The 22,058-nt window shown below is 67.2% G+C and carries 21 protein-coding genes; 12 read left to right on the top strand and 9 right to left on the bottom strand.

All coding sequences use genetic code 11. The features are described from left to right. The first annotated feature begins 96 nt into the window (after nt 1-96). The 3 genes from A5759_RS25410 to A5759_RS25400 all read left to right on the top strand — a co-directional run bounded on the left by A5759_RS25410 (nt 97) and on the right by A5759_RS25400 (nt 3,396). Complete coding sequence (locus A5759_RS25410; protein WP_082962287.1) at nt 97-1,707, top strand: HNH endonuclease signature motif containing protein; 1,611 nt, start codon at nt 97-99, stop codon at nt 1,705-1,707. A 112-nt stretch (nt 1,708-1,819) separates the two neighbouring features. Continuing rightward, nucleotides 1,820-3,124, top strand: coding sequence for an MFS transporter (locus A5759_RS25405; protein ID WP_068202243.1), 1,305 nt, complete (start codon nt 1,820-1,822; stop codon nt 3,122-3,124). After that, complete coding sequence (locus tag A5759_RS25400) at nt 3,121-3,396, top strand: hypothetical protein (protein WP_068202241.1); 276 nt, start codon at nt 3,121-3,123, stop codon at nt 3,394-3,396. The genes A5759_RS25405 and A5759_RS25400 overlap by 4 nt, the downstream gene beginning before the upstream one ends. Nucleotides 3,397-3,451: 55 nt before the next feature. Here A5759_RS25400 and A5759_RS25395 read toward each other — a convergent pair whose 3' ends face one another. Further along, on the bottom strand, nt 3,452-3,802 hold the full coding sequence (locus tag A5759_RS25395; RefSeq protein WP_068202239.1) for an aminopeptidase: 351 nt from the start codon (nt 3,800-3,802) through the stop codon (nt 3,452-3,454). A gap of 151 nt (nt 3,803-3,953) precedes the next feature. Here A5759_RS25395 and A5759_RS25390 point away from each other — a divergent pair, with 151 nt between their 5' ends. Then, nucleotides 3,954-4,859: a DMT family transporter gene (locus A5759_RS25390; protein WP_068202238.1), complete on the top strand. Its 906-nt coding sequence runs from the start codon at nt 3,954-3,956 to the stop codon at nt 4,857-4,859. A 16-nt stretch (nt 4,860-4,875) separates the two neighbouring features. On the opposite strand, the gene A5759_RS25385 is transcribed toward A5759_RS25390, so the two are convergent. The 3 genes from A5759_RS25385 to A5759_RS25375 all read right to left on the bottom strand — a co-directional run bounded on the left by A5759_RS25385 (nt 4,876) and on the right by A5759_RS25375 (nt 8,176). Next, on the bottom strand, nt 4,876-5,685 hold the full coding sequence (locus tag A5759_RS25385) for an ANTAR domain-containing protein (protein WP_068202236.1): 810 nt from the start codon (nt 5,683-5,685) through the stop codon (nt 4,876-4,878). Between the two features lie 10 nt (nt 5,686-5,695). Continuing rightward, on the bottom strand, nt 5,696-6,007 hold the full coding sequence (locus tag A5759_RS25380; protein ID WP_068202234.1) for an STAS domain-containing protein: 312 nt from the start codon (nt 6,005-6,007) through the stop codon (nt 5,696-5,698). A gap of 201 nt (nt 6,008-6,208) precedes the next feature. After that, complete coding sequence (locus A5759_RS25375; RefSeq protein WP_068202232.1) at nt 6,209-8,176, bottom strand: SpoIIE family protein phosphatase; 1,968 nt, start codon at nt 8,174-8,176, stop codon at nt 6,209-6,211. Nucleotides 8,177-8,359: 183 nt separating this feature from the next. On the opposite strand from A5759_RS25375, the gene A5759_RS25370 reads away from it, so the two are divergent. The 5 genes from A5759_RS25370 to A5759_RS25350 all read left to right on the top strand — a co-directional run bounded on the left by A5759_RS25370 (nt 8,360) and on the right by A5759_RS25350 (nt 12,656). Next, entirely contained in the window at nt 8,360-8,719 is a 360-nt protein-coding gene (locus A5759_RS25370; RefSeq protein ID WP_197506211.1) for an STAS domain-containing protein, read from the top strand. A 125-nt stretch (nt 8,720-8,844) separates the two neighbouring features. Then, nucleotides 8,845-9,117, top strand: coding sequence for a hypothetical protein (locus A5759_RS25365; RefSeq protein WP_068202228.1), 273 nt, complete (start codon nt 8,845-8,847; stop codon nt 9,115-9,117). A gap of 37 nt (nt 9,118-9,154) precedes the next feature. Then, nucleotides 9,155-10,741, top strand: a complete 1,587-nt coding sequence (locus tag A5759_RS25360; protein WP_156617031.1) for a protease pro-enzyme activation domain-containing protein — start codon at nt 9,155-9,157, stop codon at nt 10,739-10,741. After that, nucleotides 10,738-11,931: a hypothetical protein gene (locus A5759_RS25355; RefSeq protein WP_068202224.1), complete on the top strand. Its 1,194-nt coding sequence runs from the start codon at nt 10,738-10,740 to the stop codon at nt 11,929-11,931. Before A5759_RS25360 ends, A5759_RS25355 begins: the two co-directional genes overlap by 4 nt. Then, nucleotides 11,928-12,656: a hypothetical protein gene (locus tag A5759_RS25350; protein ID WP_068202222.1), complete on the top strand. Its 729-nt coding sequence runs from the start codon at nt 11,928-11,930 to the stop codon at nt 12,654-12,656. Before A5759_RS25355 ends, A5759_RS25350 begins: the two co-directional genes overlap by 4 nt. A 180-nt stretch (nt 12,657-12,836) precedes the next feature. Here A5759_RS25350 and A5759_RS25345 read toward each other — a convergent pair whose 3' ends face one another. The 3 genes from A5759_RS25345 to A5759_RS25335 form a co-directional block, all read right to left on the bottom strand. Further along, nucleotides 12,837-15,005, bottom strand: a complete 2,169-nt coding sequence (locus A5759_RS25345) for an elongation factor G-like protein EF-G2 (protein ID WP_068202220.1) — start codon at nt 15,003-15,005, stop codon at nt 12,837-12,839. A 102-nt stretch (nt 15,006-15,107) separates the two neighbouring features. Further along, nucleotides 15,108-15,515 carry a TIGR03668 family PPOX class F420-dependent oxidoreductase gene (locus A5759_RS25340; RefSeq protein WP_068202219.1) on the bottom strand — a complete coding sequence of 136 codons (408 nt, stop codon included), beginning with the start codon at nt 15,513-15,515 and terminating at the stop codon, nt 15,108-15,110. Between the two features lie 2 nt (nt 15,516-15,517). Further along, complete coding sequence (locus A5759_RS25335; protein ID WP_068202217.1) at nt 15,518-16,099, bottom strand: hypothetical protein; 582 nt, start codon at nt 16,097-16,099, stop codon at nt 15,518-15,520. Nucleotides 16,100-16,233: 134 nt separating this feature from the next. Here A5759_RS25335 and A5759_RS25330 point away from each other — a divergent pair, with 134 nt between their 5' ends. Next, the gene (locus A5759_RS25330; protein ID WP_156617030.1) at nt 16,234-17,364 is read left to right on the top strand and encodes an ABC transporter substrate-binding protein; all 1,131 of its coding nucleotides are present in this window, start codon (nt 16,234-16,236) and stop codon (nt 17,362-17,364) included. Between the two features lie 12 nt (nt 17,365-17,376). Here the strand turns inward: A5759_RS25330 and pyrE are convergent, their stop codons facing one another. Together pyrE and A5759_RS25320 are read right to left on the bottom strand one after the other, a co-directional pair. Next, entirely contained in the window at nt 17,377-17,958 is a 582-nt protein-coding gene (gene pyrE, locus A5759_RS25325; RefSeq protein WP_068202214.1) for an orotate phosphoribosyltransferase, read from the bottom strand. Nucleotides 17,959-17,972: 14 nt separating this feature from the next. Next, the gene (locus tag A5759_RS25320; RefSeq protein ID WP_068202211.1) at nt 17,973-18,773 is read right to left on the bottom strand and encodes a HugZ family protein; all 801 of its coding nucleotides are present in this window, start codon (nt 18,771-18,773) and stop codon (nt 17,973-17,975) included. An 80-nt stretch (nt 18,774-18,853) separates the two neighbouring features. Here A5759_RS25320 and treS point away from each other — a divergent pair, with 80 nt between their 5' ends. Together treS and A5759_RS25310 are read left to right on the top strand one after the other, a co-directional pair. Further along, the gene (gene treS, locus A5759_RS25315; protein ID WP_068202208.1) at nt 18,854-20,656 is read left to right on the top strand and encodes a maltose alpha-D-glucosyltransferase; all 1,803 of its coding nucleotides are present in this window, start codon (nt 18,854-18,856) and stop codon (nt 20,654-20,656) included. Further along, on the top strand, nt 20,653-22,044 hold the full coding sequence (locus A5759_RS25310; protein ID WP_068202206.1) for a maltokinase: 1,392 nt from the start codon (nt 20,653-20,655) through the stop codon (nt 22,042-22,044). Before treS ends, A5759_RS25310 begins: the two co-directional genes overlap by 4 nt. The last annotated feature ends 14 nt before the right edge of the window (nt 22,045-22,058 follow it).

The raw sequence follows: 22,058 nt of genomic DNA, 5'->3' as shown, positions 1-22,058 counted from the left end.
CCATGACTCACCCAACCTCCTCAACGTCAGCCGCGCTGTGGATAACGCGACCCTGTCAGAAAGTTTGAGTCAGTGGACGATGGCATACTCGAACACATGTTCGATTCCGAGTTCGTGAGCGCCGACGACAAGACAGTCGTGGCCGCGATCGAGGAGTGTGCGCGCGCCGAGGCGATGCTGGCCGCGCGGCGGTTGGCGGCCACCGCGGAGCTGACCGCGCGCTACACCGAGCCCGATGAGGATCGCGATCATCTGGCCGTCGACGGGTGGCGGTTGGCGTCGGCGGAGATCTCGGCGGCGATGCGGGTCGGGGACCGGGCGGCTTCGAGCCAGATGTGCATCGCGATGGCGCTGCGCGAGCGGCTCCCGAAAGTAGCGGCGCTGTTCGCCCAGGGACGGTTGAGTGCGGCGCTGGTGTCGACGATCACCTGGCGCACGCAACTGATCGTGGACTCGCAGATCGCCCAGCGCATCGACACTGCGATCGCGCAACGTGCCGGTCAGTGGGGCGGGTTGTCGGTGGCGCGGCTGGAATCAGCGATCGACTCCCTTGTCGATGAGCACGATCCCGACGCGCGCCGGCGCATGCGCGAGGCCGCCCAGAACCGGGATGTACGCCTGGGCAAGCGTGATGACGTGACCGGAACGATGTCACTGTGGGGCCGATTGAGCGTCACCGATGGTGAACTGCTCAAACGCCGGCTCGCGCAGATGTCGAGCCAGGTATGCAAAGACGATCCGCGCACCGCGGGGCAGCGCCGCTCCGAAGCGCTCGGCGCCATCGCCGCCAATGCCGAGGGATTGAGTTGCAGATGCGGAAGTCCCGACTGTCCGTCAGCCGGACAAGATGATCCCCGCGCAGCGCACTTCGTCATCAACGCCATCACCGAGGCCGCCGCCCTGAACCCAGAACCCGTACCCGCGGCACAAGGCGAATCCGCGACGGCAGAACCGGCGGCGGAGTCGGTGGAACCGGCCGCAGAGCCGCAACCTGCCGAAGCGGCGACGGAGCGGCCGAAGCCGAGATCCGCTGCGGCACTGATCGTCGGCGGCGGGATGATCCCGAACCCATTGTTGGCTGAGCTGATCAACAACGGGGCGAAGGTCCAGTGGATTCACAAACCCCACGCCGCGCCCGAGACCGGCTATCGGCCCTCGCGCAAGGCCGCACAATTCGTTCGGATGCGTGATATGACATGCCGGTTTCCCGGTTGTACTCGCCCGGCAGAATTCTGCGATCTTGACCACACCACGCCCTCTCCGGCTGGTGCCACTCATCCGTCGAACCTCAAGTGCCTGTGTCGAATTCATCACTTAATCAAGACGTTCGGCGGATGGGGCGATCAACAGCGCCCCGACGGAACCGTCCTGTGGACCGCACCGTCTGGGAGAACCTATTTCACCCACCCCGGAAGCCGGTTGTTTTACCCCGGCTGGGACACCACCACCGCCACCCTGCCCGTGCCCGCCGGACGAGTACGACACAGCGACAAAGGCGCGATGATGCCGCGCCGCCGACGAACCCGCGCCCAAGATCGGCTTCAACGAATCGAACGCGAGCGCGCTCTCAACGCCATCGACCGCAAGAGATGGGTCACGCCCGCGACCACCCAACCCAGCAGGCCGCCACCACAGAACGATGACCCGTGGAAAATCACCACCGGCGCCGGCATTGACACCACGGACACCGATCCCGCACCGTTCTGACCAACTCGTCGACTCGGCCAACGGGCGAGGGACGTAGCCCGATATCTTCGTAGGGCGCTTACCTGCCCGGTAAGCGAAATGCTCAGCGCACCGCTTACTTTCGGGAGGTCGGATGCCAAGCGATGTGCGGAAGGCGATCACAGGCGCGTCGATCGGGAACGCCGTCGAGTGGTTCGACTTCGCGATCTACGGCTTCCTGGCGACATTCATCGCGGCCAACTTCTTTCCGGCGGGCAACGAGACGGCGGCTCTGCTGAACACGTTCGCGATTTTCGCGGCCGCCTTCTTCATGCGTCCGCTCGGCGGATTCGTCTTCGGCCCGCTGGGCGACAAGATCGGCAGGCAACGGGTCCTGGCGTTGGTGATCCTGCTGATGTCGGGCGCGACCGTCCTCATCGGCGTGCTGCCCACCTACGCCTCGATCGGCGTCGCCGCGCCGCTGCTCCTTCTGCTCCTGCGTTGCCTGCAGGGATTCTCCGCCGGCGGTGAATACGGCGGCGGCGCCGTCTATCTCGCGGAGTTCGCATCCCAACGACGCCGCGGGCTGACCATCACCTTCATGGCGTGGTCCGGCGTGCTGGGCTTCCTGCTCGGCTCCATCACCGTGACGCTCCTTCAGGCGCTGCTGCCCACCGAGGCGATGGAGAGCTACGGCTGGCGCATCCCGTTCCTGATCGCCGGGCCGCTGGGCCTCGTCGGCCTCTACATCCGGCTGCGCCTCGACGACACGCCCCACTTCGCCGAGCTCAGCAAGACCGACCGCGTCGCGGAGTCGCCGCTGCGTGAGGCGTTCACGACGTCATGGCGGCCGATCCTGCAAGTCATCGGCATGTTCATCGTCTTCAACGTCGGCTACTACGTGGTGTTCACGTTCCTGCCGACCTACTTCATTCAGACGCTCGAGTTCTCCAAGACCGACGCCTTCCTCTCGGTCACGCTGGCCAGCCTCGTCGCGCTCATCCTCATCCTTCCGTTGGCCGCGCTGTCGGATCGGATCGGCCGCCGTCCGATGCTGATCTCCGGGTCGGTGGCTTTCGCGGTTCTCGGCTATCCGCTCTTCCTGCTGCTCAATTCCGGGTCGCTGGTCGCCGCGATCGCCGCCCACTGCGGCCTGGCGGTCATCGAGTCGATCTACGTCTCCACCGCGGTGTCGGCCGGCGTCGAACTGTTCGCGACCACCGTGCGTTACAGCGGATTCTCGATCGGCTACAACATCTGTGTCGCCGGGTTCGGCGGCACCACCCCGTACGTCGTCACCTGGCTGACCGCCGAGACCGGCAACGACCTGGCCCCGGCGTGGTACCTGGTTGTCGCTGCGGTGGTTTCGCTCGCGACGATCATCACGCTGCGGGAGTCCGCGGGCCGGCCGCTCGCACAGACCGCGGATGGACAGCCCGCGGCTAGGGTGGGTTCATGAAGCTTCGCGTGATGCCCTACGTCACGGTCGAGATCGACGACCAGTTGCGCCGCCGCGCCCGAGCCGCAGGCGAGCGACTGCGCGTCAATGTCCGCGCCTACCTGTTGAGCGCCGCCGACGACGTCGACTCCGCCAGCGACAGAGTCCGCGGTCTGTGCGACCGGGCGGTCAACCGCGTCGACACCGTCGTCGCCACGGTCAACGAGCGGATCGCACCCGAACCCGCGGCACCGTCACTGCGCGTGGTCACCGGCGACCGCGAGGCCAGCTAACGTCCAAAGGCTCCGCTGGGGTCGACGCCGGCCGACCTCGCGATAGCGACTGGCGTCAGCCCGCCCGCGTGGTGCGGCCGCCAACCAGGAATCCGGCGACCAGCACGACCAGACCGATGATCGCGACCGGGATCGACCACGTGCGACGATCGGACACCGCCGAGTGGCACTGCGCGACGTAGTCCGGCGGATCCTCAGTCAGCTCATCGATGATCGGGAGGTTCTTCAGCTGGTTGGGATCGTTGCTGTTGGCCTGGCTGGCCTCGGAGTCGTCCGCGGCGATGGCATTGCCACACGAGATCTTCTGGTTGTCCGGCCCGGAAATCGACACCGGGACGAGCATGGCGATGACTCCAACCAGAAGGACCACCGCACCGACCAGCACAAGCAAACGTCGCAGATTCATGATCGGTTTGATGCCCCGATAGGTGGGGCACCAAACCTCGCAAACGGTCCCTGCCACCGAGCCAGGCGCGCAGGCCCGCGGTCCGTATGTTGTTGTTGTCCGATGTGCGCAGCCTGGCCGGAAAGGAGCAAAACGCTTTGGTAGGCCACTCGTGGTAGATCAGGGTCTGGTCGTCCTGCTCGCCCTGCTCGCCGCGGTCTTCTTGGCGATCGGCATCGTGGTTCGGCAGCGCGCCACCTTGGACGTACCGGAGGAGCACGGCATCAGCACCGTGATGGTGACGACGCTGCTGCGCAGGCCGCTGTGGTGGGCCGGCACGGCCGCCGCGCTGGCAGGCTATGGCTTTCAGGCCCTCGCTTTGATCAAGGGGTCGCTGCTCCTTGTTCAGCCCATCCTGACCTCGGCGCTCCTGTTCGCCCTGCCGCTGAGCGCTCGGCTCGCCAACCGCCGGGTCACTCGCCGGGAGTGGATGTGGGCGATGGTGCTCACCGCGGCGCTGGCGGTGTTCGTGGTGCTTGCCAAGACCCGGCCAGGTGACTACGAGGCGTCCGTTCCCCTTTCCGTTCTCGTAGCAGTCGTCTGCGCCGGTGCGGTGACCGCTTGTGTGATCCTGGCCGTCCGCACCGCCGGGTGGAAACGTGCGGTGTTGCTCGCGGTCACGGTCGGGTTGCTGTTCGGCGTCGTCGCGTTGCTGACCAAGATCGTGATGTTCCTTCTCGCCAATGGCGGCGTGGGCAAGGTGGTGACCACCCCTGCGCTCTACCTGCTCCTGGTGCTGGGCGTCCTCGCGGTGTTCCTGCAACAGTCCGCATTCCACGCCGGATCCCTACAGACCTCGGTGCCGACGATGCTGGTTCTCGAACCGGTGGTCGCCGTTGTGCTGGGCGCGGTGGTCCTCGGCGAGCATATGACCGTCGGCGGCGTGAAGGCGATCGCGATCTCAGCCGCCGTCGTCGCGATGGCTGCGGCCACGATCGCGCTCGGCCGCGAGGAGGGCGCGCTCGAAGAGGAACTCGAGGCGGAGGCCGCCGCCGCGGCGGCCCAACACGGGCCCTAGCAGCACGGGCCAGACGCTACGGCCCGTCGGATCGACGCTCCTCATGCGCCATCGCCGTCCACAAGAGCCGCGCCGCCTCACGCGCCGACTCCTGTGGAGCGATCGGCTCGGCGATACCCGGTTGCTGGGCCGGACGACCGCTGACATGTTCCAGCAGTGCCACCGCCAGTTCGCGCAGCTTGACGTTGAACTCCTGGCTCGCGCGACGCAGCATGCTCCACGCCTGCTCGGCGTCGCAGCCGACCAACCCCATCAACACACCCTTGGCCTGCTCGATCGCGCCACGCGACTGCAGCGCGGCCAGCAGGTCCTCGAACGCGGCCTCGTTCTGGGCGGCGGTGGTGACCAGGGCCGCCGACACGAGTTGCTCGTAGGCGACAAGTGTCGTAACGGTGGCCGCCGAGGCGGGCTCGGTTAACGTGCACGACAACACAATCGCCGCGTCCTCACGCCAGAAGCCGGGCACGGCCGCCGCTCCGTGTACGGCTTTCAAGTCGGTCGCATTCCCGTCGGCTAGTCCGGCGGCCGTGTCGAAGGTCAGGTCGGGCCAACGGTCATCGGTCCACAGATCGAGGCTCAGCACCGGCACCTGATGAGTCAATGCGTCGGCCATGGGCCCGCCGAGTCCGGACAGCTGAGCTGCGATCATCCTCTCTTCGATACCGAGCGCCGCGAGTGCAGACGCGTCCTCGTTGAACCGCTTGTCGTGGACGGTGACGGCAACCCCCAGGGTGTTCGACACGTCGGCCTGCAATCGTTCGAGGATCCGGTGCAACAGCGTGATCAGCTCGGGATGCTGGCGAGGCTGAAAGCTGGGTGCTGGCACGGCGGTCCGCTCAATCGATGACGGTGACCGTCGCGACCTTGTCGAGGCCGGAGATCCCGAGAAGTGTGGTGATCGGCCCGTTCGTGGGCACGACCAGTTCGAGTTTGGCGTTGGCCGCGACAGAGAACAGCTCCCGCAGGGCGGCGCTGTCGCAGTACGTGACCCCGGTGAGGTCGACAGTGACAGAGGAGTTGTCCTCGGCCGCGCGCGTCAACACGTCGCTGAACTCGTCGACGTTCGCCAAGTCGATCTCGCCAACCGCGGTGACCACCGGTGGGGCCTCAGCGCCCCCGGGCTCGAGCCGGAACTGGTTGCGGGTCACTACTTTCAGTCCCCCACCGTCAAAAAAGCACACCAATGGACGGCAGTGTGAGCGAGTCCGATCACAGAACCTCCCGATGTCCTAGAGGCTCCACCGCCTCTGAGCACGCCACATAGCCCGCATTGCTGCCTCTTCCCGACAGACGTTCCTTGCCAATAGTTTTAATACCACGACAGCGGTGTCCAGGGGGGCAGAGCTGGTTCAAACTCGAATCTCCGGTAACTGAAACGTCATATCCACGGTGGTGCCGGCCGCCGTGCCGTCGAGGTCCACGCGATCGCTGACGGCGCGCATCAACAACAGGCCCCGGCCTCGGGTGCCGGGGTCGGGAGGCGGCGCCTTCCACGACCCGAAGTCGGTGACCCGCACGTGGATCGCCGTGTCGTGGATCTCGGCCTCGATGCGCATGCGCCCCGGCTCGTGCCCGCGATAGGCGTGCTCGACGCTGTTGGAGCAGGCCTCGTTGACGACGAGGATGAGATCGGAAACCGACTCGTTCGAGGCGCCGTTGGCCGCCAGCCACGCGGCCAACCGGTGCCGGATCTCGGTCAACTTCGCCGCGGTGGCGGTGTCGTCGATGACGAGGGAGGCCTTCGGCGACCGGTAGATCACGATCGCCACGTCGTCGTCGAAACCGCCGTCGGGCACCAACGCGCGCAGCACCGCATCGGCGACACTTTCGATCGGCAACCTCGCGGTATCGGCCAACACCGCCGACATCCGGTCGATCTGGGAGTCGATCGACCGGTCACGGCGTTCGATCAGACCGTCGGTGTAGAGCATCAGTGTCGAGCCCGCGGGTAACGGATGCGTCGTCTGCGGGCGGGGCCGCGAGTGCGTCACGGCCAGGGGGACCGAGCTGGCCTCGTCGAGCAGTTGCGGCGACGCGCTTGTAGACACCAGCACCGGCGGGACGTGACCGGCGTTGCTGTACTCCACGGATGCGGACACGGTGTCGACGATCGCGACGAACACAGTGGTGCAGTAGGCGTCCGGGATGAACTCGGCGACCGCGTCGAGGTGTTCGAGCACCGTCGACGGTCGCGCCCCCGTGAGCAGCAACGCGCGCGTCGACGCACGCAGCTGTCCCATCACGGCGGCGGCCGCGAGTCCGCGCCCCACGCAGTCCCCGACCACGATGCCGATCCGGCCGTCACCGACGGGAAGCACGTCGTAGAAGTCGCCGCCGATCTCCAGCGGGTGGACGGCGGGCTCGTAGCGCACGGCGAATCCCGGCGGCAGATCGATCGGGGACAGCAGCGACCGCTGCAGTGTCAGCGATGTCTCCCTGGCGCTTTCGAACTGCCGCACGTGCTGCAAAGCCGAACTGAGGTGGCCGACCAGCGCCGAGACCAGTCGCCGGTCCTCCGCGCTGACCACCCGCGGAACCCGGTGCTCGAGGCACAGCACGACGTCCCGTGCCCCGGAGAGCACCGCGACGAAGCCCCTGGTGGTGCCGGCGCTGGGTACCGCGCCGACCGGCGTCACCGTCAGCGGTATCCACGTGCGGGCGTCCTCGAACGTGCGGCGCCAGTCCTCGCCGAGGTCCCTCCATGAGGTGACCGCGGGTTCACCGGCCACCCGCACCGTCGGCTCCTCACCGTCGGCCTTCGGCCACGTCACCGCGATCAGACGCTGCGCATCCAACGGAACGCGGCACTGCGCGAGCGTGATCGCCAGCACCTCGTCGACGTCCTTGGCGACGCTCACCGCCGTCGCCAACCGCGCCATCGCCCGGTCGCGCTCCGCCGCGGCGCGGGGTGCCGTGACATCGCGCATGGTGCCGACATAGAGACCGCGCCGCGAGTTGTGGTCGGGGACGGCATTGATGCTGATCGCGACCCAGCGCGTGCGTCCGTCGCGGTGCCTGATCTTGGTTTCGGCTGCCATGCGGCCGTCGCGCGCCAGTGCGGCCCTGCGATCGTCGGCCGCGACCCCGTCGACCGCCCAGGGATGGGGCATCGGGTAGGGCAAATCCTCCTGGCCGTATCCGGTGATCTCGGTGAAGGCGTCGTTGATCTCAACGACGCACCCGGTGGAGTCGGTGACGAAGAAACCCTCTTGAAGCGAGTTGACCAACGCGCTGCGGAACACGTCGCGATCGGCGAGATCGTCGGCTCTCGCTCGTTCGCGCTCGTAGCGCTGGTAGAAGTCTGCGGTGTCGGTCATGTTCGCGGCAGTCGGCCCTCCCAGCTCGCGCTCACACCGGAATCACCCAGCGCAGAAGTCTCTTCTCGACATTAGCCTGCGTATCGCAGCATGAACCGTTGAAGCACTGATCTATGGCAGGACGCGACGCGTTAAGCTCGCCCCATTGCCGTCGTGGTGGCGGCGCCTACCGGAGGACCACCGTTGTCACGAATTGAGCCGATAACCACTTCGATCTCCCACGAGGACGGCATCGCTGTGTTGACGGTCGGCGGTGACGTCGACCTCGCCACGGTCCCGGCGTTCCAGGCGGCGATCACCGAGGCGCTCACGCAGGAGCCATCCGCCCTCGTCGTCGACCTGATAGCGGTGGATTTCCTCGCGTCCGCGGGTTTGCAGGCACTGGTCGCGACGCACGAGACCGTGAGCAAGTCGGCCCGCTTCGCGGTGGTGGCCGACGGGCCCGCGACCAGCAGGCCGATCCAGCTGACCGGCCTCGACCAGGTCTTCTCGCTGTATCCGACGTTGGCCGAGGCGTTGGGCGCGCTGAAGTCCGGTTCCTAGTTCCCGCAGCGTCGCTAGCTGCGATTTCGAACTGAGCGAGCGTCCCGATCTTGGGTTAGAGTCCGAACGCCGGCTTTGATCTTGAAGCCTTCTCCGCACCGGTCGGGACAGTTAGGACTGCAACCATGAGGTCAGCTCAGATCGGTCGTCGCATCGCCGCCCTCGCGGGTGGTGCCGCCGCGGTCGCGATGGTCATGTCCAGCGCATCGTGCTCCACCGAGGAGAAGGCGCCGGAAGAGACCACCACGACGACCACTACGACCACCACGACCGAGGCGCCGCCTCCGCCGCCGGTCGAGACCACCGACAAGGCGCCGCGCATCTCGCCGGGACCCAACCCGTTCTCGCCGACGGTGACCGCACCGCCTGCGCCGACGGCGATCCCGGGCGACCACTAGCCGTCCATCGACCCGGGTTCGAAATACGCTGACGTCCGTGAGTGTGCGGCATCTCGGCGTGCTGGCGCTGATCACGGCGGGCGTATTGGTACTCGTCTCCGATCTGCGCCCCGTCTCCGCGCGCTTCGGCGGCGAGGTGATCGCCGGGCCGTACTCCTACCTGTTGGCGAGCTCGACCGATCTGGGGCCCTCGCTCGACAGCGGGGTTCAGCTGACGATGGCGCTGCGCGACGAACACCGCCCCACGGGGGTGTACGCATGGGCCGACGGCCACGGTCTTTCCGTTCGCTGGCGCCCCGGTCATCCCTGGGCAGTGGTGGAAGGACCGGCGGCGTCCGTCGCGGATGCGTTCGACGTCGAGGTCCGTGACTACCGCGGCCGCCGCGGCCAGGTGTTCTACGCATCCCCGCAACAACCGGACGTGCCGGATGCGTTGCGCGAGGAGGTCTCTGAGATCGGCCGGATCCTCGGCTACGTGCCGCACCACAGGTCGCACATCTGGTCGCTGCCGCTGGATGTGCCGGACAAGGGCCTGACCCCCGAGGCGCTGCGCAACACCTACAACGCCGCGCCGCTGGCGGCAGCCGGCTACACCGGCAAGGGCACCACGATCGTGTTCTTCGCCTTCGACGGCTTCGACCAAGCCGACCTCGACAGCTTCGCCGACACCTACGACCTGCCCCGCTTCACCCCCGAGGTGATCGGTGAACTCGACGAACCGCGCGGGGAAGCCACGATGGACCTTCAGGTGGCGCACGCCGTCGCTCCCGATGCGCGCAAGGTCGTGGTCAGTGCGCTTCCGACCGTCACCGCCGACGGCGCGTTCGAACGCATCGGCCAGATGCTCGAGGAGACGGACCGCCGGTATCCCGGCGCCGTGTGGAGCTTCTCCATCGGGTGGGGCTGCGACAGGCTGATCACGGCCGCCGACCTCGCCCCCGTGCGCTCGGCGCTGGCCACCGCGCAGTCACACGGCACCACGGCGTTCAACGCAAGTGGCGACCTCGCGGGCCTCGAGTGCAAAGGCGGCGACGACTGGTCCTCTCCGCCGGGCGAGTCCGACGTCGGCCTGGACTCGATCGCCTCGCTGCCCGAGATGACCGATGTGGGCGGCACCACCCTGTCCACGGACAGCGACGGTCGGTGGCTGTCCGAGCAGGCCTGGTTCGACGTGCCGTTGTCGGTGGGCACGGGCGGCGGTGTCTCGGCGGTGTTCGACCGTCCGGACTGGCAGCGCGAGGTGTGGCCCGACCGCGACACCGACAGAAGGCTGACTCCGGACGTCGCGGCCGTCGCGGACCCGTTCACCGGTGTGCGCATCGTCTTTGCGCAGACGCCGTTGGTCGGTGGCGGCACGTCGCAGTCGGCACCGATCTGGGCGGGCCTGGCCGCGGTGATGAACCAGTACCTGCTCGCCAACGGCGGGCGCCCGCTCGGCGACCTGAACCCACTGCTGTACCGCATCTCGCGGGGCGCCCCGCTGCCGGCCTTCCGCGACGTCACCCTCGGAGGTAACGCGGTCGCGGACGCGCTGCCCGGCTATGACCTGGTGACCGGCCTCGGCACTCCGGACGTCGACAACCTCGTGCGCAACGTGCTCACGCTCCAGAAGGCGGCCGCATGACCACCGGTGACGACGACAGCGTGCCGACCGCCGAGTGCCGGGTCTGCAAGACCGACGTGCCGGCCGGCGAGTACTGCGGGTTGTGCGGATGCCACCTGACACCACGGCCGCGCGAGGGCCCGGACTGGTTGCGGCCGCTGGACTTCAGCGCCGCGCCGAACGAACACCTTCTGCAGGTCTCGGTCGCGAGCTCGCTGTTCCCGCACCTGCCGCAGCGCTCGCGCGCCGCGTTCCGGATCGGCCTTCTGGTGTTGGTGGCGGCGCTCGTCGCGTTCGCGTTCCTGCGGTTACCCGCCGCCGTGGTGTCCGTCGCCGCACTGGGATTACCGCTGCTGTTCGTCCTGTACCTGCGCGAGTCGGACGCGTTCCGCGACTTTCCCATCGGCACACTGGTTCTCACGGTCGCCCTGGCGGTGGGGCTCGGGGTGGGCTGGGCGTCGTTGACCGGTGCGGTGTTCGCCAAATCCTATGGTGTGGCGTTGGGTTCGGCGATCGTGGGCGAGCGGATGCTGCGCATGGGTATCGCGATTCCGCTCGGCGGGGTCCTCCTGATGTTGTCACCCGCCGTGATCGTTCGCCTGATGCGGCCGTCCTCACGAGAAGCGCTGGACGGCTTCATGATCGGGGCGCTGGGCGCCTTGAGTTTTTCCGCGGCAGCGACGCTCACGCGGCTGGCTCCACAGTTCGGCACGGGAGTGGTGAGCAAGCGGCCGATGGAAAGCCTGCTGGTCGAGGCGGGCATCAGGGGGCTGGCGGCGCCGTTGATCGCCGCGGCAGCCGGTGGATTGATCGGTGCCGCACTGTGGTTCACCCGGCCACCGAGCAAACGCGACCAACGCCCGGGTGTCGTGCGCGCAACGCTCATCGGCTTCGCGGTCGCCGTGCTGGGCGTGTATCTGGCGCTGGGCCTGATCGACGTCGCCCGCTTCCCGCAGGTGTTGATGTTGGTGGCCTACCTCGCGTTGGCGGGGGTGGCGTTGCTGTTGCTGCGGTTGGGCCTGCACCTGGCGTTGCTCCACGAGGCGCACGACGAGATCCGCGCAGAGGAACCGCTGCTGTGTCCGCACTGTGGACACGTCGTGCCGGACATGGCGTTCTGCCCGGCGTGCGGGGTGGCGACGCGTGCGTCGTCGCGCTCATCACGCAGGGCGAGGCGTGAATCGCGGCCGGTTCGCGGTGACCCCGAATGAGCGCACCGACGAATTTCTTTCCCGGGTACGCGGTTCCGGCCGGCGCATACGCGGCCGCGGCGCCGCGGCGGACCTCGCGCAGGCGGCTGGTGCTGACATGGTCGGCCGTGATCGCGGTGATCGCCGCCGCCCTGGTCGGGATGTCGGCGATGATGGCCAAGCCGCCGGTGCGCTACGTATGCCCACCCGACTGCGGGCGTCCGCCGACCGGCACCCCGGTGTCCATCAATCCCCGTTTCACCTCGCCGGACGGTGCGTTCTCGGTGTCCTATCCCGCGCCGGAGTCCGCCTACCGGGTGAGCACCAAGCCCAACGGGGTGACCGCCGAACTGCTCGCCGGTGACGGTGGGACGCTGCAGCTGTTCAGCGAACCCGCCGCGGGCCGATCCGCGCAGGAGATCGCAAAGTCGTTGGTGAAAGCCACTTTTCCCGACACCCGGACCGCTTATGAGATTCCCAACGCGATGGTCGGCTTCCACTCCGGATACGGCGAAGTCGCCGACTGTTGGCCGCAAGGCGCCAACAGCAGCTATCTGCGCATGCGCGTCCTGGTCGTGGCCGCGGTGAAGAACGACCTGGCGCTGATTGCGGCAGCAGTCGGGCCGTACCACCAGTTCAGCCCCGACTTCGGGTTCGGCAAACCATCCGGTGCCAACCTCCAGATCGCCCTGGATATGGGCAAATACGTCAACAGCTTCAGCTGGCGTGGGGATCGGCCCCGGTGATGCATTCAGATGGCGCCGTTGAACAGGCAGAGCCAGGCGGCGACCATCACGATGACCGCCAGGACCCCGGTCACGATCACGTGAGCCAGCAGATGCGTTCGGTCCTTCATTGCGGCGACGCTAGGTAGGTGGCCTGAGAAGTCTCTGGCAGCGCCTGCAGAATCCGCTGATTGACCCGAATCACACCGTCGATGTGACCTTCGCGGCAGCATGGTCGGGCATCGGGTCGTAACGGGCGAAGGTCCTGGTGAACGTGCCGGCGCCGTGGGCCAGCGAACGCAGGTCGATGGCGTAGCGGCTCAGCTCGACCGCGGGGATCTCGGCCTTGACCAGTGTGCGATCATCGCCGACCTTTTCGGTGCCGAGCACACGGCCCCGCCGCCCGGCCAAATCGCCCATGATGGCGCCGACGAAGTCGTCGGGAATCAGCACCGTCACCTCGTCGACTGGTTCGAGCAGGTTCACCTTGGTCGCCGCGGCCGCTTCCCGCAGGGCGAGGCCACCGGCCATCTGGAAGGCGAAGTCGGACGAGTCGACGCTGTGGGCCTTGCCGTCGAACAGCGTGACGCGGATGTCGACAACCGGGTAGCCGGGGCCGACGCCCTTCTCCATCTGCGCCCGAATACCCTTTTCGACGCTCGGGATGAACTGGCGGGGCACCGCGCCGCCGACGACTTTGTCGATGAACTCGAAACCGGAGCCTTCGGGCAGCGGCTCGACCTCGATGTCGCAGACCGCGTACTGGCCGTGCCCGCCGGACTGCTTGACGTGGCGCCCGTGTCCTTTGGCCTTGCCGCCGAACGTTTCTCGCAATGGAATGCGCAACTCGACGCTGTCGACGGCGACGCCGTAGCGCCGCGAGAGCGCATCGAGGACCACGTTGGCGTGCGCTTCGCCCATCGTCCAGAGCACGATCTGGTGTGTCTCGGGGTTCTGCTCGATGCGCAGGGTCGGATCCTCGGCGGCCAACCGTTGCAGGCCGCCGGACAGTTTGTCTTCGTCGGTCTTCGCTCGTGGCTGCACCGCGATGGGCAGCAGCGGTTCGGGCATGCTCCATGGCCGCAGCACGAGCGGATCGGACTTGTCGGACAGCGTGTCACCGGTCTCGGCCCGGCTGAGACGTCCGATCGCGCAGATGTCACCGGCGATCACCGAGGAAGCGGGACGCTGCTGCTTGCCGAGCGGAAAGGACAGCGACCCGATGCGCTCGTCCTCGTCGTGATCCTCGTGCGCGGCGAGCGAGCCGGTCAAGGAGCCGCTCCCGCCGAAGAACGACGAGAAGTGGCCGGACACATGCACTGTCGAGTCGGGAGCGATGGTTCCCGAGAACACCCGGACCAGGCTCACCCGTCCCACGTAGGGATCGGATGTCGTCTTAACGACCTCGGCCAGCAGGGGGCCGTTCGGGTCGCACGGAAGCTCGGCGCGCGGTTTGCCCTGCGGCGTGAAGACCTCGGGCAGCCGGTGCTCGGGCGGTGAGGGAAAGCCGGCGGTGATGATCTCGAGTAGTTCCTGCGTGCCGACGCCCGTACCGCTGCACACCGGGAGCGCGGGGAAGAACGTCGCCCTTGCGACGGCTTTCTCCAGGTCGTCGATGAGCACCGACTGGTCGATCTCCTCACCGCCGAGGTAGCGCTCCATCAGCGTCTCGTCTTCGGACTCCTCGATGATGCCCTCGATCAGCAGGCCCCGGTGCTCGGAGATCGCGTCGGCGTACGAGTCGTCGGGTGCATGGGTGGCGGTGCGTTTACCATCGGCGTATTCGTAGTGCGTCTCGGACAACAGCCCGATCAGCCCGGTGCACGGTGAGTTCGCGGGCAGGTACAGCGGAAGTACCTTGTCGCCGAACGCCTGCTGCGCGCCGGCCAACGCGTTGGCGTAGTTCGCGCGGGCGTGGTCGAGTTTGGTGATGATCACGGCGCGCGGCATTCCCACCTGGCTGCATTCGAGCCACAGCGCCTTGGTGGGTTCGTCGACTCCTTCGTTGGCGGCGATCACGAACAGCGCGCAGTCCGCGGCACGCAATCCTGCTCGCAGTTCCCCGACGAAGTCGGCGTAGCCGGGGGTGTCGATGAGATTGACCTTGATGCCGTCGTGTCGTAGGGACGCGAGCGCAAGGCCTACCGAACGTTGTTGGGCGATCTCGGCGTCGTCGCTGTCGCAGACGGTGGTGCCGTCCTGAACGGAACCCTGTCTGGTCAGGACTCCTGCGGCCACCAGAAGTGCCTCGACGAGTGTTGTCTTGCCGCCACCCGATGGGCCCACCAGCACCACATTGCGGATGGCGGCCGGACTGTCCGCGTTCGGGGCGGCTCCGGCGCCCTGGGAATGTGTCGTCTTGTCAGCCATGACGTTCCCTTCCACGACGGCTGCGCTGCCGCCGCCAAAGTGTGTGTTAGACCACAATTCCCCTATCCGACAGCGAGCACAAGGGCTTGATCGATTTGGCGCTCAGGCCTGCCACCAAGCCCACTTCGTGATGGCCACGCTGACCACCGGGCCGTCGAGGGCGATCCGCTCATACTGTGGATACTTGTTGCGTAGCAGCGTGTATCCGGCCGCCAATTCTTCGCCGCTGTAGTGGATTTCGGCTAGGCCGTCGACGCGCACCCACCACAGCTGCGTCCAGTCGTCGTCGTAGTGGTCGACGAGCATGCTCACATGCGGGTTGCCCTCGATGTTGCTCAACCGCCGGAGGTTGCGCGTCGACTTCCGCTTCGCGTCGACGGCGGTGTAGGCCATCCCGGCGTGCACGGCGAACACGACCGGCACCAGGTGTGGCGCCCCTGCGGGACCCACGGTGGCGAGCGCCGCGACGGGCGCCGCGGCGAACATGGCCTCGGGCTCGAATGCGGCCATACTCATCGCTGGGACTGGCTGGGGCGCTGCGGTGCAACGCTGATCGGCGACCGCGTGACCGGTGTGCGCGTCACCCCGATCTCCGGGTCGCGGCCGGCTCTGGTCGGTGGAGTGCGCGGTCGGTTGGTCGCCGGCGGCGGAGGGGCGACCGGCGCCGCCGACGTCTGGACACGTGGGGGTGGAGCCGGCCGTGGCGACGGTGGCGGGGTGCTCGGTGATTGCGGTGGCGTGCGCGCCGGTGCCGTGGTCTGTACGGTCGGGCGGACCGGTTCGGACTCCTGGTCGGCCGGCTCGCCAGGCGAGTGGAGCACCAGCAGGACTGCGGAGACGACGAGCGCGACGGCCGCGATCGCGGCGGCGATCAAGACGCTGAGATTTCGTTTTGTCCGATACCAGGGCGGCGGCGCGGGCTCGAAATACCAGCTGTTCTCGTCGAATGCGTCGAACATCATGTCGCGCCCGGGCACCTTGTCGGGGTCGAAGACCCCGGCGTCGGCTTGCGGCCCCGGATCGGCGGCGTCCGCGACGTCGACCGGATCGTCTATCAGGTAGTCGAAGTCCCCCGAAACTTCGCGTCGCGCCACACGAGAATGCTAACGCCGGGCAAAGCGAACGGTCTGGCAAACTCCGATGGGAGTTGCACGTCGTCCACCGGGGCGATCCGGTGCGGTAGCCGCTGCACCACCGCGCCGACTCCTGACCATCGGAAGGTTCGGCATTGAAGATCACGACCCTGGCGGCCCCGTTCGCCGCATCCGTTCTGCTGCTGGCCGGTTCGGTCGCGTGCGCGTCGCCGGAACAGAGCGCTGACGGCGAGCGGATCCAGCCCGGTGTCAAGGCCGCAGAAGCCACGTCGGCAGACGATTTCGGCGGGATCGACGGGTTGATCGCGGCGGCCAAGAACGAGGGTGAACTCAATGTGATTGCCCTACCACCGGATTGGGCAAACTACGGCGCGATCATCAGGGCGTTCTCCGACAAGTACGGCATCACGGTCAACTCGGCGCAGCCCGACGCGTCGAGCCAGGAGGAAATCGACGCGGCCAATCAGCAGAAGGGCAGCAGCACCGCACCCGACGTGTTCGACCTCGGACAGTCCGTCGCGCTGGCCAACACCGGGATGTTCGCGCCGTACAAGGTGGTCAACTTCGACGACATCCCTTCGGCGTTCAAAGATCGGGACGGAACGTGGGTCAACGATTACGGGGGTTACATGTCGATCGGCTACGACTCGGCGAAGGTGCCGCCGGTCACGCGCATCGACGACCTGCTGAAGCCGGAGTACCGGAGCGCGGTGGCACTCAACGGCGACCCCACCCAGGCCGGTGCCGCGTTCTCGGGTGTGGTGATGGTCGCGCTGTCCCAAGGGGGTTCGGTCGACGACATCGCGCCCGGTGTCGAGTTTTTCCAGAAGTTGGCCGACGCGGGCAACTTCGTCCCCGTCAACCCGACGTCGGCCACCATCGAATCCGGTCAGACGCCGGTGGTGATCGACTGGAACTACGTCAACGCCGCCGAAAGCAAGAAGCTGCCGTCGTGGCAGGTGTTCGTTCCGCCGGATTACACCGTCGCCGGGTACTACTACCAGGCGATCAACAAAGATGCGCCGCATCCGGCCGCGGCGCGGCTCTGGCAGGAATTCCTCTACAGCGACGAGGGCCAGAACTTGTTCGCGCTCGGTGGTGTTCGACCGGTCCGTGCCGACAACATGGCCGCCGACGGCACTTTGGACAAGGCGGCGGCGGAATCATTGCCCGTGATCGACGGGCCGGTGACGGTGCCCTCACCCCAGCAGACCGAGGCCGCCACCAAATACCTGGCGGAGCACTGGGCCGCCGCGATCGGCTGACCTAACCGGAGTTCAGACGTCCTTGACCGGTTCGATGCCCAGGTCTCGGTACGTGACCAGCGCGGCGAACGGCACGCCCCGCGCGGCAAAGCGTTTGGCGGCGATGTCGCCGCGGTCCACCATCGGGATCACGCCGGTGACCACCGCACCCGCCGCGGTCACCCGGTCGAACGCGATCTCGGTCGAGCCGCCGGTGCTGATCACGTCGTCTACCAGCAACACCCGCGTACCCGGCGCCAAGCGGGTGCCCTCGATCCACTGTTCGCGACCGCGCGCCTTCTGCTCCTTGCGGACCGAGAACCACGCCTTGCCGGTGACCATCGCGACGCCGTGGGCCAGCGGGTCGGCGCCCATGGTGAGCCCGCCCACCGCGTCGAACTCGATGCCGCGGCTCTCAGCCAGCTCGGCGACCGCGCGGCTGACGATGGTCAACCGCTCACCGGTGTCGATCGCGTACTTGCCGTCGATGTAGTCGTGGCTGAGCTGGCCGCTGGCCAACTTGAACGGCTCCTCACGGCGCTCGTGGCCGCGGGTGGCGATCAGGTCGAACGCCGCTTGCCAGGTGGCCGGTCGCCCGGAGGGAGCCGCAGTCATGAGGTGATGGTATTTCAGCCGCGGCCCGCCAGGCGGGTCAGCTCGACGGCGGCCGAACGCAATTCGTCGATCGAGCCGAGCTTCTTGGGATAGCCGATCCGCGTGTAGGCGAGCCCGCGCTCGGTGGTGAGCCGCAGGTCGAGGCCGTACCGGTCGGCGCCGGTGCAGGTCGCCGCGGTGGTGTCCGGGTAGCCGCCCAGCGCCTTGGCCATTGCGACCAGCGTGTCGGCGTGATCGGCGTTGAGATGCGCAACGGCGCCGGCCGCCAACGGTTGCACCGGATCGGGCTGCGCGGCCGAATACGCCTCACCCGTCGTCGACTCCATCCGCCCGTAACCACCGACCCAGCGCACCCGCTGCACACGCAGCACCCACAGCGTGAAATCGCTGTAGTCGATGTAGTACTTGGCGGCGGCGACGGCAGAAAGGTGTGCCTCGCGCGCGGCGGCGAGTTCATCGTCGGCGGGTCGCTCCACCACCCCAGCGAGCGTGACCCGCCCGCTGGCCAGTGGGTCGGTCTCCGACGTCGGCGCGACAATCGCGATGCTCGCCCGCGGGTCGGCCAACAGGTTGCGGCCGTGCTCGGCGAGGTTGGACACGCACAGCACCGGGGCGCCGTCGAGCAATCCGTACGTCACGAATGACGCCCACGGATCGCCGTCGGCCGTCAGCGTCGCCAATGTTGCGGTATTGGTGGATGCGGCGATGGTACGAGCTTCCTCGGCGGCCGTCGGGCGCACGGAGTTGACGACCTCCGTCAGCGGCGGAGGAATCGACGGTGCATCGCCGGGGTCGCCGTGATCACGTGTGGCCACGCCGGAACGATACCGAAGTGAGCGTCGGCAGATTTTTCCACCGATTCGTTTCCTCGCGGCGTGGGTAGGTTGAAGGCCGTATGGATAAGCACAGCGGTGTCAGAGCATCCGCCGACCACGACCCGGCGGAGGGCAGTCACGTCGAGGACGGTGTCGTCGAGCACCCCACCGCCGAAGACTTCAGCCACGCCCGGATCCTGCCCGAGGACCGCACCTGGTTCAAACGTGCCGTCTTCTACGAGGTGCTGGTGCGCGCCTTCTACGACTCGAACTCTGACGGCATCGGGGATCTGCGTGGGCTGACCGAGCAACTCGACTACGTGAAGTGGCTTGGCGTGGACTGTCTTTGGCTCCCACCGTTCTACGATTCGCCGTTGCGCGACGGTGGCTACGACATCCGCGACTTCTACAAGGTGCTGCCCGAGTTCGGCACCGTCGAGGACTTCGTCGAACTGCTGGACGCCGCGCACCGCCGCGGTATCCGCGTCATCACCGACCTGGTCATGAACCACACCTCCGATCAGCATGCGTGGTTTCAGGAATCACGCCGCGACCCCGACGGTCCGTACGGCGACTACTTCGTGTGGAGCGACACCAGCGACAAGTACAACGACGCCCGCATCATCTTCGTCGACACCGAGGAGTCGAACTGGACCTTCGATCCGGTGCGACGGCAGTTCTACTGGCACCGCTTCTTCAGCCACCAGCCCGACCTCAACTACGACAACCCCGCCGTACAAGAGGCGATGCTCGATGTCCTGCGGTTCTGGCTCGACCTCGGCATCGACGGCTTCCGGTTGGACGCGGTGCCCTACCTCTTCGAGCGGGAAGGCACCAACTGCGAGAACCTGCCCGAGACCCATGCGTTCCTCAAGCACTGCCGCAAGGTGATCGACGACGAGTATCCGGGTCGTGTGCTGTTGGCCGAGGCCAACCAGTGGCCCGCCGACGTCGTCGAGTACTTCGGTGATCCGGACACCGGCGGCGATGAATGCCATATGGCGTTCCACTTCCCGCTGATGCCGCGGATCTTCATGGCGGTGCGACGCGAGTCGCGGTTCCCGATCTCGGAGATCCTGGCGCAGACGCCCGACATCCCCGAGATGGCGCAGTGGGGCATCTTCCTTCGCAACCACGACGAGTTGACGCTGGAGATGGTCACCGACGAAGAGCGCGACTACATGTACTCCGAGTACGCCAAGGATCCGCGGATGAAGGCGAACGTCGGTATCCGCCGACGGCTGGCGCCGCTGCTGGACAACGACCGCAACCAGATGGAGTTGTTCACCGCGCTGCTGCTGTCGCTGCCCGGGTCGCCGGTGCTGTACTACGGCGACGAGATCGGGATGGGCGACATCATCTGGCTCGGCGACCGCGACGCGGTGCGCACCCCGATGCAGTGGACGCCCGACCGCAACGCGGGCTTCTCGACAGCGACGCCCGGGCGGTTGTATCTGCCGCCGAACCAGGACGCGATCTACGGCTATCAGGCCGTCAACGTCGAAGCGCAGCGGGACATCTCGAACTCGCTGCTCAACTGGACCCGCACGATGCTCGCGGTGCGCAGCCGCCACGAGGCGTTCGCCATCGGGAGCTTCCACGAACTGGGCGGTTCCAACCCGTCGGTACTCACCTACGTCCGCGAGGTGGAGAGGGAGAACGGGACGAAAGACACGGTGCTCTGCGTCAACAATCTTTCGCGGTTCCCTCAGCCGATCGAGATGAATCTGCAGGCCTACAACGGATACACGCCGGTCGAGATGACCGGATACGTGGAGTTTCCCCGCATCGGCCAGTTGCCGTACCTGTTGACCCTGCCCGGCCATGGGTTCTACTGGTTCTCGCTGAAGGCACCCAGCCCGGAGCATGGAGAACAGTCATGACCCTGCCGTTCGAAGAGTGGCTGCCGCACCAACGGTGGTACGCCGGCCGCAGCCGCGAATTGGCCAATGTGCAGCAGGCGGCCCGTACCGCCCTGCGTGAGGATCTTGACCTCGTACTGCTCGACGTGTCCTACACCGACGGCTCGACCGAGCGCTATCAGGTGTTGGTGCGCTGGAACTTCGGAGCCGCGAATGCGGCGGCACCAGATAGGGGTCCGATTGACCATGAATTCCTAGAGGTCGCGACGATCGGTGTGTCCGCCGGTTCCTCGGGCGAGCGCACCGCCTACGACGCGCTGTACGACCCCGGCGCGGCGCAGTATCTGCTGTCGCTGATCGACTCGTCAGCGACGGTCGGGTCCGGCGCCGAGGCCGTGCGCTTCGTCAAAGAACCCGGCGTGGAGTTGCCGCTGGACGCGGCGCCGCGGGTCTCGTCGGCCGAACAGAGCAACACCAGCGTGGTGTTCGAGGAGAAGGCGATCCTCAAGCTCTTCCGCCGCATCACGCCGGGTATCAACCCGGACATCGAGCTGAACCGGGTGTTGGCCCGCGCCGACAACCCGCATGTGGCCCGGCTGCTCGGCTCGTTCGAGACCACCTGGGACGGAAGTGAGGACGGTGAGCCGTGCGCGCTCGGCATGGTCACCGAGTTCGCGGCGACCTCGGCCGAGGGCTGGGATATGGCCACCGCCAGCACCCGCGACCTGTTCGCCGAGGGCGACCTCTACGCCGACGAGGTCGGGGGCGACTTCGCGGGCGAGTCGTATCGGCTCGGCGAGGCGGTCGCGTCGGTGCACGCCACACTGGCCGACGAACTGGGCACCGAGACCACCGCGTTCCCGACCGACACGGCCTTGGAGCGGCTGGCGTCGGCGACCAAGTCCGTGCCCGATCTCGAGCAGTACGCACCGCTGATCGAGGAGCGGTACCGCAAGCTGTCGGACGAGACGGTCACCGTGCAGCGCATCCACGGCGATCTGCATCTCGGCCAGGTGTTGCGCATCCCCGAGGGGTGGCTGCTGATCGACTTCGAGGGCGAGCCCGGCCAGCCGCTCGAGGAGCGGCGCCGACCGGATTCCCCGCTGCGTGACGTGGCCGGGGTGCTGCGGTCGTTCGAATACGCCGCCTACCAACGGTTGATGGAACAGTCCTCCGACGAAGACCACGACCGTCAGCTCGGTGCGCGGGCCCGCGAGTGGGTGGACCGCAACGCCGCGTCGTTCTGCGAGGGGTACGCCGAGGTGTCGGGTACCGACCCGCGAGACTCCGGGCAGCTGCTGGCGGCCTACGAACTGGACAAGGCGATCTACGAGGCCGCGTACGAGGCGCGCTTCCGGCCGAGTTGGTTGCGGATCCCGATGAAGTCGATCGCGCGCATCATCGGCTGATCTGAGGTTGATCT

Origin of the sequence: Mycobacterium sp. 852014-52144_SCH5372336 (genome assembly GCF_001665615.1) — a bacterium.
In the GTDB taxonomy this organism is placed as follows: Bacteria; Actinomycetota; Actinomycetes; order Mycobacteriales; family Mycobacteriaceae; genus Mycobacterium; species Mycobacterium neumannii_A.
The sequence above is the reverse complement of the archived record's forward strand: the minus strand, read 5'-3'. Positions and strand labels throughout refer to the sequence as shown.